The organism is Pedobacter frigidisoli, from assembly GCF_032678525.1.
GTDB lineage: Bacteria > Bacteroidota > Bacteroidia > Sphingobacteriales > Sphingobacteriaceae > Pedobacter > Pedobacter frigidisoli_A.
This window is the reverse complement of record NZ_JAVTSE010000004.1, coordinates 300,830-312,138: the sequence shown is the minus strand read 5'-3', so window position 1 is coordinate 312,138 and position 11,309 is coordinate 300,830. Positions and strand designations below refer to the sequence as shown.

The 11,309-nt window shown below is 42.6% G+C and carries 7 protein-coding genes; 4 read left to right on the top strand and 3 right to left on the bottom strand.

The window, feature by feature from the left end:
* The first annotated feature begins 24 nt into the window (after positions 1–24).
* Positions 25–3,315, top strand: a complete 3,291-nt coding sequence (locus R2Q80_RS13250) for a SusC/RagA family TonB-linked outer membrane protein (RefSeq protein ID WP_316800057.1) — start codon at positions 25–27, stop codon at positions 3,313–3,315.
* A gap of 10 nt (positions 3,316–3,325) precedes the next feature.
* Positions 3,326–4,870 (top strand): RagB/SusD family nutrient uptake outer membrane protein, encoded by a 1,545-nt coding sequence (locus R2Q80_RS13245; protein WP_316800056.1) that lies wholly within the window; start codon positions 3,326–3,328, stop codon positions 4,868–4,870.
* Positions 4,871–4,917: 47 nt separating this feature from the next.
* Here R2Q80_RS13245 and R2Q80_RS13240 read toward each other — a convergent pair whose 3' ends face one another.
* From R2Q80_RS13240 to truA, 3 genes are read right to left on the bottom strand one after another with little or no spacing between them, the layout of a single operon-like run.
* On the bottom strand, positions 4,918–5,943 hold the full coding sequence (locus tag R2Q80_RS13240) for an isoaspartyl peptidase/L-asparaginase (protein ID WP_316800055.1): 1,026 nt from the start codon (positions 5,941–5,943) through the stop codon (positions 4,918–4,920).
* 50 nt (positions 5,944–5,993) lie between these two features.
* Positions 5,994–7,757 carry an ABC transporter ATP-binding protein gene (locus R2Q80_RS13235; RefSeq protein ID WP_316800054.1) on the bottom strand — a complete coding sequence of 588 codons (1,764 nt, stop codon included), beginning with the start codon at positions 7,755–7,757 and terminating at the stop codon, positions 5,994–5,996.
* A 44-nt stretch (positions 7,758–7,801) separates the two neighbouring features.
* Positions 7,802–8,554, bottom strand: coding sequence for a tRNA pseudouridine(38-40) synthase TruA (truA, locus tag R2Q80_RS13230; RefSeq protein ID WP_316800053.1), 753 nt, complete (start codon positions 8,552–8,554; stop codon positions 7,802–7,804).
* Between the two features lie 85 nt (positions 8,555–8,639).
* Here truA and R2Q80_RS13225 point away from each other — a divergent pair, with 85 nt between their 5' ends.
* Both R2Q80_RS13225 and R2Q80_RS13220 read left to right on the top strand, forming a co-directional pair.
* A complete protein-coding gene (locus R2Q80_RS13225) occupies positions 8,640–9,107 on the top strand; it encodes a DUF4293 domain-containing protein (RefSeq protein ID WP_316800052.1) in 468 nt (155 codons plus the stop codon).
* A gap of 139 nt (positions 9,108–9,246) precedes the next feature.
* Positions 9,247–11,151, top strand: coding sequence for a DEAD/DEAH box helicase (locus R2Q80_RS13220; RefSeq protein ID WP_316800051.1), 1,905 nt, complete (start codon positions 9,247–9,249; stop codon positions 11,149–11,151).
* Positions 11,152–11,309: the final 158 nt, after the last annotated feature.

The window sequence follows — 11,309 nt, the reverse complement described above, 5'->3', positions numbered from 1 at the left end:
GCACTGCAGGTTAGTGGAAAAACGATGGCACAGAAAATCACCCTTACGGCCAATAATGCTTCCTTAAAAACTATTTTTAAGGAAATCAGAAAGCAGACAGGCTACTTCTTCATCTACAGCAATGAGGTACTTGAAGAATCGAAACTGGTAAATGTGATTGTAAAGGATAAACAACTGGATGATTTGTTAAAAGAGATCTTCAGTAAACAACCACTCAGCTATTCAATTGAAGACAAGACCATTGTGATCAGTTTAAAAACCACATCTACGGTACTTCGGGTAGATCGGATAATTACCGGTGTGGTGAGTAGTGCAGACGACAACACTACGCTGCCGGGTGTTTCAGTGCGTGTGAAGGGGAAAGTAACCGGCGTGATTACAAATTCAGATGGTAAATACAGCATCAACTTACCAGAGGGTGAAAACATACTGGTTTTTTCATATCTGGGATACACTACAAAAGAAGTTACAGTTAGTACAAACAGTACTTTAAATGTACAATTAGCCGTAGAAAATAAACAGCTCGAAGAGGTTGTTGTACAGGCTTATGGAACGGTAAGAAAAGGTGCACTAACCAATGCGGTTTCTACAATCAGTGCCAAAGAGCTGGAATCCAGACCAATTTCAAATCTGGCTACGGCACTTGTAGGTGCTGCTCCGGGTATCCAAACCACAACCGGAAGTGGCCAGCCAGGTGCCGGTCCAAGCGTTAGAGTTCGTGGCTTTGGTACTATAAACGGTGGCTCTGACCCTTTATATGTTGTAGACGGCGCACCGTATGAAGGCGCTTTAAATAACCTCAATCCTGATGATGTGGAGAGTATTTCCATACTCAAAGATGCTTCTGCGTCGGCCCTGTATGGCGCCAGAGCCGCAAACGGCGTCATCCTTATCACCACCAAAAAAGGTAAAGATGGTGCAGCCAAATTAAGCTTCAAAACTACACAAGGATTAAACTCCAGAGGACTTTCTGACTACGAAAAAGTTGACGCTTACCAATATTATCCGCTCTTATGGGAATCCATGCGTAACAGCCTCGTTTCGGGAGGTGCAACCCTTGATGCCGCGAATACACAGGCATCGAATAACATTGTGGGTTCGCTGATTTCCAATCCTTTTAATGTGCCTGATAACCAGGTTGTACTCACTAACGGAACGATAAACCCTGCAGCATCGCTGATATATCCCGAAGATCTCGACTGGAAAGAGCAATTACGACGAACCGGACTAAGAAGTGAGTACAATGTAAATTATAGCGGCGCAAGCAACAAAAGTGATTTTTTCGGATCACTGGCCTATCTGAAAGATGAGGGTTATTCTGTTTTAACTGATTTTAACCGGTATAGCGGAAGGGTAAATATGAATACGCAAGTTAAAAAATGGATTAAAACAGGAATCAACCTCTCCGGTTCTGTACAGAAAACAAAGGTTGGCAACGAATCGAGCGGCATCTGGGAAAATCCGTTTTACACCGACCTGATTTTTGCGCCTATTTATGCTGTGCATAAACACAATACAGATGGAAGCTATGTTTTAGATGCCTTGGGAAACCAGGTTTACGATGAAGGATATACAAGGCCTATTGCACCCGGAAGAAATGTACTTGCAGAAACTGAATATAATGAAAACTTTACCGAACGTAACTTTTTAAGTGGAAGAACGTTTGCAGAAATTTCTTTTTTAAAGAACTTTAAATTCACAACAAACTTCAGTTTAGACTTAAATAATTACAAGTTTAACGCGTTTGATAGTCCGATAATTGGCGACGGATTAACCTCCAATGGAAGAAGCAACCGTACCAATTCGACAACAAGAACGATCAATATCAATCAGCTCCTGAACTATAACCGGTCTTTTGGAGATCATAATGTCGATGTGCTGGGAGGTCACGAAGCCTACCAGCGCCGCTACGACTATAACTTTGGCAGTGCTGCCGGACAGATTGTTTCAGGTTCTACGGAGCTGAAAAATTTTGCCAATATCCTATCTCTCACTTCCTATCAGGATAATTACAGTATCGAATCATATTTTGGAAGGCTACAATATGACTATGATGGAAGATATTTTGCATCCGCATCCTACCGTACTGATGGTTCTTCAAAATTCTCACCTGCGAACCGTTGGGGCAGTTTCTGGTCGGTAGGTGCAGGTTGGCAAATCAGTAAAGAAAAATTCTTCAAAGTAAGCTGGGTTGATAATTTGAAGTTACGGGCATCTTACGGACAGGTTGGTTCAGATGATCTGGGAAGCTATTATCTTTACCAGACTTTCTACGATACAGGTTTCAAAAACGGAAATGAGGCAGGAATCAAACAATCATTGATATTGGGAAATCAGGATATACAATGGGAATCAACCAACAGCATGGATATTGCTCTTGAGTTTGGTTTCTTAAAAAACCGTATTTCTGGTAACATTGAATATTTCAATCGTTATACTGATAATTTATTATTTAATGTTCAGCTGGCCTTATCATCAGGTTTAACTTCACAGAACCAGAATTTCGGTAGCTTATACAATCGCGGTGTTGAAATTCAGCTGGACGGAACACCAATCAAATCGAAAAACTTTAAATGGAATGTGGGTATAAACTGGACCACCTTTACCAACAAAATTTCAAAACTGCCTTACGATGAATTCATCGATGGCACAAAGAAATATATGGTTGGCCAGTCGCGTTACGACTATTGGTTGCGGGATTATTACGGCATTGATCCTGATAATGGTAGTGAACTATTCGTGGCTGGTCCTGCTGCAACAAATACTAAAACCATGCCCGACGGAACCGTGGTAACCACCAGCGGAAGCGGTGCCCTTTACCACTATGCTGGCTCGTCCATTCCCGACTTTTATGGATCCATCAACAATACCTTCACCTATAAAAACTTCTCACTGGATTTCAGGTTCATCTATCAGGTTGGCGGCAAATCATTCGACGGCGATTATCAATCATTAATGTACAATGGAACTTATGGAAGGGCTTTACATGTTGATGCCCTGAACCGCTGGCAAAACCCCGGCGACATGACCAATGTACCCAGAAGAACGATTGGGGGTACCATGTACGACAGTGACCGCTGGCTAGTTGACGCGTCTTATCTCTATCTAAGAGCGGCAAACTTCAATTATAATCTTCCAAAAGCCTTCACTAAAAAGCTATCCATAACCAATGCGCGGATTTTTGCTACCGGTGAAAACCTTTTTATGAAGTCGTACCGTAAAGGCTTTGACCCCTCACAGGCCTACAATGGAAACTCGAGCTATACTTATGCTCCAAACCGTGTGATCTCCTTAGGTTTAAACGTAACGCTTTAAAAAAATAAACATGAAAAATTGTAAAATAACTTCAGTATTCATGCTTATCATAGCATTGTTTACTTCATGCAAAAAAGATTTCCTTGAAACTTTCCCTACCGATCAGGTAGCGCAAACCACAGCTTTTGAATCGATTGCCAACGCAAAACTCGCACTAAACGGAATGTACCGATTAATGTATCTGCAAATCTCCAACCAGTCGCAGGATGCACACGGCGCCATGATGCTCAATATGGATGCAATGGGTGAGGATTTTGTATGGTCAGGAAATACGTATACCTACTTTAAACCTGCTTTGAGGTGGGTAGATCACCGAAGTGCCTCAAGTGCACTGTCATCGTTCCCGTACATCCTGTATTACAGAATCAACAGTAATGCGAATATGATTATTGATAACATTGACAAAATAGATGGTGCGGCTAACGATAAGGCCGCCATTAAAGGGGAATGTTTAGCCGTGAGGGCCTGGTGCCATTTCAATCTTGTTCAGCTTTATGGCAAACGTTACGAGGCAGGAAAACAAAATACCCAGCCAGGTATTCCCATCATCATTTCAACAGATGGTGTGGATCAACCCAGGTCTAGTGTAGAAGCAGTATATGGTCAGATCAACAAAGACCTTGACGAGTCTATGTCTTTATTGGAAACGGCGACGGCCAGATCGGCAAAAACACATGTGAATGTGAACGTTGCGAAGGGTTTTAAAGCAAGGGTAGCGCTCACCATGCAAAACTATACCACTGCGATTAAATATGCAAAAGAAGCCAGAACAGGATTTTCACTCATGACAAACACCGATTACCTAGGTGGTTTTACGGTTATCTCAAATGCAGAATGGATGTGGGGAGCTAACCAGCTCGCCGATCAGGTGCCGACTTATGGGTCTTTCTATTCGTACGTATCAGGAAATTTCAATTCATCATGGAACAGACTTGAACCTAAAATGATTAATTCGGTGTTGTATGCCAAAATTGCGGCTACTGATATCCGTAAAAAATTGTGGTGGGATGGAACCACTGCGGATAAAGCAAACTTTCCTGGTGCTATTGATGCTGCTACAGGTACTGCTGCATCAGGTGTTAAAGTAATCAAATACATGCACAGGAAATTCAAGGTACAGGATGTTACCAGCCGGGCAGGAGATATTCCATTTATGAGGGTTGCCGAAATGTACCTGATTGAGGCTGAAGCGTTAGCACGGAGCGGACAGAACGCTGCTGCAGCTGCAGCCCTGTACCCTTTAGCTGTAAACAGAAACCCTGCTTACGTATTATCTACAAAAACCGGTTCGGCTTTGATTGATGACATCATGGTACAACGCCGGATAGAATTATGGGGTGAAGGCTTCCGTTTTTACGATTTGAAACGTACGGATAGCGATATGGATAGAAATGGCATGGACAACCCAAGGGTGAGTACCTCAGTAACCTATACCGATATTGCTTATACCTTGTTTAAAGCCCGCGCATCTCAAAACAATCTTTGGGAATACAAAATTCCGCAAGATGAAATTGACGTTAACAAAGCCATCGGACCTGAAGATCAGAATCCATAATATTCCTAACCTAACAGGCCGCCCTGGCAGCATGTTAGGTTAGTTTACTATTTATAAATACTCACCTCAATTTTACCATCAGCAGTAACCGCTCCGCGGTACATGCCTTCTGTATTAAAGGGCATGGTCATATTCCCTTTGGCATCCAGCGCAATTAAGCCACCATCTCCTCCCATTTCCCCTACCTTATCCAGCGCAATTTTCGAGGCCTCCGCTACAGACAAATTTTTATATTCCATCAGGTCGGAAATGGTTTTGGCCACCACATTGCGGATATAAAATTCGCCCCAGCCCGTGCAGGATATCCCTGCGGTTTCATTGTTGCAGTAAGTACCTGCTCCAATAATCGGGGCATCACCCACCCTGCCATATTTTTTGTTGGTCATACCGCCAGTTGAGGTACCAGCCGCCAGGTTACCCGCTTTATCCAGCGCTACACAACCCACAGTACCAAATTTGTAATCGTGATTTTTAGTACCAAAAAGTTCAGATTTTTTGCTGCCATGATCCAACACTGCCTTAACCGAATCTTCTTTGATAGCTTTCTGCAAACCTTCCCAGCGATCTTTGGTCCAGAAATATTTAGGGTCGACAATCTCCAGGCCGACTTCTTTGGCAAATTGTTCCGCACCCGTTCCTACCATCATCACATGTTCAGATTTCTCCATGACCGCCCTTGCAGCTGATATCGGATTTTTAATGGTGGTAACGCCTGCGACCGATCCGGCCATCAGCGTTTTTCCATCCATTATCGCAGCATCAAGTTCGTTTCTTCCATCATGAGTGAATACGGCGCCTTTACCGGCGTTGAAATGCGGATCATTTTCAAGAACGTGAATAGTGGCTTCAACTGCATCCAGACTATTTTTCCCGGCCTTAATCCTTGCATAACCTGCCTGAAGTGCCTGTGTGAGTACCGCGATATAGGCCGCTTCCTTTTCAGGGGTCATGTTCTTTTTTAGAATGGTACCCGCACCACCATGAATCACCATCACGTATTTTTGCTGCTGTGCAGAAAGGTTTCCTGCATACAGGGAGATCAGGATCAGGACAAATAGTTTAAGTCTTTTCATCTTCATTGTTTGAAGATGTTAAATTAAGAAAATCTGCCGGATAAACAGGATTACGCTTTGGCAATTCCTTCGGAAGAAAACTGAAGGTCGTAAAGTTTCTTGTAATAGCCACCGAGCTTCAGCAATTCCTGGTGGGTGCCTTTCTCTTTAATCTCGCCCTTATCGAGCACAATGATCTGGTTGGCTTTTTGAATGGTCGACAACCGGTGTGCAATTACAATTGAAGTACGTCCATCCATCAGGTTGTCGATTGCTTTCTGAATCAGCAATTCTGTCTCCGTATCAACAGAAGAAGTGGCCTCATCTAAAACCAGGATAGCCGGATTATGTACTAAAGCACGAATGAAAGAAATCAGCTGCGCCTGTCCGGCCGACAACGTTGCGCCTCTTTCCATCACATTGTACTGGTAACCTCCGGGTAGACGTTCAATAAAATCATGAGCACCAACCTTTTTGGCAGCGTCTACCACTTGTTCTATACCTATCTCCGGATTGTTTAAAGTAATGTTATTCAGAATGGTATCAGAAAACAAAAACACATCCTGCAAAACAGTAGCAATATTGCCCCGCAGATAATCCAGATCGAAATTTTTTATCGCAATGCCATCTACGGTGATATCACCTTTTTCCACTTCATAAAAGCGATTGAGAATATTAATGGTGGAAGATTTTCCCGCTCCCGTAGCCCCAACCAGTGCAACCGTTTCACCGGCATTCACATGAAAAGTCAAATCCTTCAAAACATACTGATCGTCGTTATAGGCAAACCACACATTTTTGAAATCGATGTTTCCTTCCAGCCTTACTGGCTTTTCGGTGCCCTCGTTAATAGTGGTTTCATCCGTATCCAATACCTTAAAAACGCGTTCAGCACCAACCATTCCCATTTGCAGGGTATTAAACTTATCGGCCAGCTGACGAATGGGCGTGTATACCATAGCCAGGTACAGGATAAACTGATTAATCAGCCCAGGTGTGATGGAACTGCTGAAAATACTTTTCCCCCCATACCAGATTAATAGCGCAAGCGACATGGCTGAGATCAGTTCCACTACCGGAAAAAATATGGAGTAATACCAGTTTGAGCGAATATTGGCATCACGGTAGCGCTTATTGATATTATAGAATTTCCTGTATTCCTGGCGCTCTCTGGCGAAATACTGAACAATGGAAACCCCTGTAATATGCTCCTGTAAAAAAGTGTTCAGGTTGGTTACCTCACTCCTCACTTCCTGGAAAGCAACCTTTATCGATTTCTGAAACTTCCTGGTGGCAATAACGAGTAAGGGAACCGGAATAAGCACCACCAGCGTTACTTTCCAGTCGATATATAACATCCAGCCGACAACAGCTACTACCTGAAGTGAATCACCAATCATGGATATTAACCCTTCAGAAAATATATCAGCTATGGTCTCCAGGTCAGATACTGTTCTGGTGATCAGTTGACCGATTGGTGTTTTATCGAAATATTTTAACCGCAGTTTTGTAATGTGGTTAAATACATTGATCCGCAAATCACGAATAACTGATTGGCCAAGCGTATTGGTCAGGAGGGTTTGACTGTATTGAATCAGGGTTTGCAAAATCAGTACGAAGCCCATCAAAAAAGTCATGCGCAACAAACCATCATAATCGTTGGTAAAAATAAACTTATCAAGTGTATAGCCAATCAAAAACGGACGGATGGGTGAAACGGCAGCAAGGAGGATCGTTAAAATAACCGACCAGACAAAAACGGCACGATAAGGCTTCACATATTTGAAAATACGTTTAAGCAATCCTGAATTATATACGTCGCCTGTTACTGCCATGTTTTTTAATTTTGAATGCGTGAATGCTGAAATCTATCATCCAATCATTTTATATACGGGTATTCCACCTTTACCAGATACAATCCGCAGGCGGGCACCGATTGCCCTGCATTACTGCGGTTTTTGCTCTCGATTACAGCCTTAAACTCTTCCAGCCCGATTTCATGCTTACCGATCCGCACCAGTGTACCCATTATTGCCCTCACCATATTCCTCAGAAAACGATCGGCCTGTATGGTAAAAATCAAACTATCTTCCCTTTGTTCAAAGGATGCCTGCATGATTTTACAGTTGTTGGTGAACGTTTGGGTATTCGATTTGCTGAAACAGGAGAAATCAGTGTAATCAAACAGCAAAGTGGCTGCGCTGTTCATCAAATCAACATCAAGCCTGTCTTTTACCAGCCAGGACCGGTTGAGTTTGAAGGGGTCTTTTTCAAAGTGTACATAATACTGGTAAGCCCTTGATGTGGCATCAAAACGGGCATGCGCATCAGCTGCAACGGGGATAATCTTTTTTGCCGCAATCTGATAAGGCAGCATGGCATTGACCCCAGCTACAGCCAAAAGCACTTTCTCTTCCGGAATATCTACCACATCAAAATGCGCATAAAAATCTGTTGCATGCACCCCTGTATCGGTTCTGCCGCAGCCCAGGGTTTCAACCGGCTGGCGGTAATAGGTAGACATGGCTTTATCCAGCAGCTCCTGTACGGTGACGGCATTGGGTTGAACCTGCCAGCCATGATATAAGCTGCCATCGTAAGCGATTTGTATGAAATACCTTTTTTTACTCAAAGCGATGCAAAAATACTTTTTCCTTTTATTAGATAAGACTGCAAAATGGAATTAAATATATATTTGTACAATTTATTAAGTTAACATGATACAAAGAATACAATCCATCTGGCTTTTTTTAGCAACAATAGTTTTGATATTAATGCTGTTTTTACCCATCGCAACCAAAGAGGTAGCAGGTACTGAAACCGGCATATATACATCAGGTTTATATCAAACTGCAGTTGCGAAGGGTGCAGAAAACACTAAAATCGAATCTTTTTTACCCTTACTGATTACCAATTTTGCAGTAATTATCATCTGTTTTTTCAACATCTTCAACTTCAGAAAAAGAAGCTTTCAGAAACGTATTGCCATTGTATCGATTGTGTTGGTTACAGGCTTTGCTTTCTGGTGCAGCGTTTATGCTAAAAAACTGCCTGAAGGTATTGAGGGTGCAAGTTTTGGTATTGGGGCATATCTTCCGGCGGTGGCCATATTGTTCATTGTTCTGGCCATTTTCGGTATCAATAAAGACGAAAGGTTGATTCGTTCTGCAGAAAGATTAAGGTAGTTAAGGATAACACTCCGGCTACAAAAGCGAACAATGCTTATTGTCAACCAATTAACAGAAAAAACTATTTACTTGATAATCTGTAAAATACCGATTATTAACCTTACCTTTGCGGCTCAATTAAAAAATAAAAAGACGAATGACAAACCCATTTCAATTATTGGGGATAAGTGATGACGTCGTTAATGCCGTAAAGGACCTTGGATTCGAAAATCCAACGCCTATTCAGGAGCAAAGTATTCCTGTACTGTTAGAAGGCACTAATGATTTTGTTGGTTTGGCCCAAACAGGAACAGGAAAAACAGCCGCATTTGGTTTGCCGCTGTTAGAACTAATCGATTTTAAAGTAAACAAACCACAGGCATTGATTTTATGCCCTACACGTGAGTTATGCTTGCAGATCGCTAACGACCTTAAAAACTTTTCTAAAAACGTTGCTAATGCCCACGTTGTTGCCGTTTACGGTGGCGCGAACATTATGCAACAGCTACGTGAAATACGCCAAGGCGTTCAAATCGTAGTGGCCACGCCCGGCCGTATGTTAGACATCATTGGCCGTAAAGCTATTGATTTCTCTAATGTTAAATATGTGGTGCTTGATGAAGCTGACGAGATGTTAAACATGGGTTTCCAGGATGACATCAACGACATTTTATCAACTACACCTGATGACAAAAAAACCTGGTTATTCTCGGCAACCATGCCGGCAGAAGTTCGCCGTATTGCTAAAAAATACATGAACGAGCCTGTTGAATTAACCATGGGCACTAAAAACACGGGTAACGTTAACATCGAACACGAATATTATATTGTTCGTGCCCGCGATAAATATGCGGCCTTAAAACGTATTGTAGATTTCAACCCTGAAATTTTTGCAGTAGTATTCTGTAAAACCAAACTGGATACACAGGATGTTGCTGAGCACTTAATCAAAGATGGTTACAATGCTGATGCTTTACACGGCGATTTATCGCAACAACAACGTGATAAGGTGATGCAACGTTTCCGTGAGCGTAACATGCAGTTATTAATTGCTACAGATGTTGCCGCACGTGGTATTGATGTAAACAACGTAACACACGTAATAAACTATTCTTTACCTGATGAAATTGAAAGTTATACCCACCGTTCCGGCCGTACCGGCCGTGCTGGTAAAACCGGTATCTCGATCTGTATCATCAACTCTAAAGAATTAGGAAAAATCCGTCAGTTAGAGCGTATCATTGGTAAACAATTTACCAAAGCTGAGCTTCCAACAGGATTTGATGTTTGTGAAAAACAATTATTCTCTTTAGTACATAAAGTACATAATGTAGAAGTTAATGTGGAGCAAATTGATCAGTACATTCCCCGCATCATGGATGAATTTAAAGATTTATCTAAAGAGGATGTAATTAAACGTTTTGCTTCATTAGAGTTTAACCGTTTCTTAGACTACTATTCTAAAGCACCTGATTTAAATGCAGCTGTTGGCGATGATCGTGGCGAAAGAGGTGAGCGTGGTGAAAGACGCGGACGTGGTAGCGAAGGTTACACCCGTCTATTCATCAACTTAGGTTCGGTAGATGAATTTACCCGCGGCGATATGTTATCATTTATCTGTAACAACGGAAAAATTGCAGGCAAAAGCGTTGGGAAAATCGACTTAAAAGGTGTTTTCTCTTTCTTTGAAGTAGAAGATGATGTTGCTGATAAAGTTTTCGAAGGGTTTAAATCTGTAGAATTCAATGGCCGTCAGGTTCGTATTGAGAAAAGCGGAGACGGTGGTCGTGGTGAAGGCGCTGGCGAAAGACGCGGTGGCGGAGAAAGACGTAGCGGTGGTTTCGGCGGTGAACGCAGAAGCGGCGGTGGCGGTGGTTTCCGTGGCGGCGACAGAAGATCATCTGGCGGTAGCGGCAGACGCGAAGGCGGAAGTCGTGAAGGCGGAAATGCTGGCGGTGGTTTCAGAGATTTCTCAGGACGTAGCCGTGAGGATAAAGGTGGAAGCGGAAGCCGCAGAGAAGGCGGAAGCCGTGAAGGTGGCGAACGCCGCAAAAAATGGTAAATCACTAAACCAAATATTTTTAGAAGCCGTTTCTGTTTATTCAGAAGCGGCTTTTTTATTTGCATACCATAGTAACTCCGCCAGATTGCGGGCTACATTACCGTGAACTTGGCCATAATTTAGCCAAAAGTTACCCAGTCTTTAATCAGTCGACGACT

Coding starts and splice junctions, on each gene's coding strand:
- R2Q80_RS13250 (WP_316800057.1), top strand. CDS start 25: ATGGCACAGAAAATCACCCTTACGGCCAATAATGCTTCCTTAAAAACT.
- R2Q80_RS13245 (WP_316800056.1), top strand. CDS start 3,326: ATGAAAAATTGTAAAATAACTTCAGTATTCATGCTTATCATAGCATTG.
- R2Q80_RS13240 (WP_316800055.1), bottom strand. CDS start 5,943: ATGAAAAGACTTAAACTATTTGTCCTGATCCTGATCTCCCTGTATGCA.
- R2Q80_RS13235 (WP_316800054.1), bottom strand. CDS start 7,757: ATGGCAGTAACAGGCGACGTATATAATTCAGGATTGCTTAAACGTATT.
- R2Q80_RS13225 (WP_316800052.1), top strand. CDS start 8,640: ATGATACAAAGAATACAATCCATCTGGCTTTTTTTAGCAACAATAGTT.
- R2Q80_RS13220 (WP_316800051.1), top strand. CDS start 9,247: ATGACAAACCCATTTCAATTATTGGGGATAAGTGATGACGTCGTTAAT.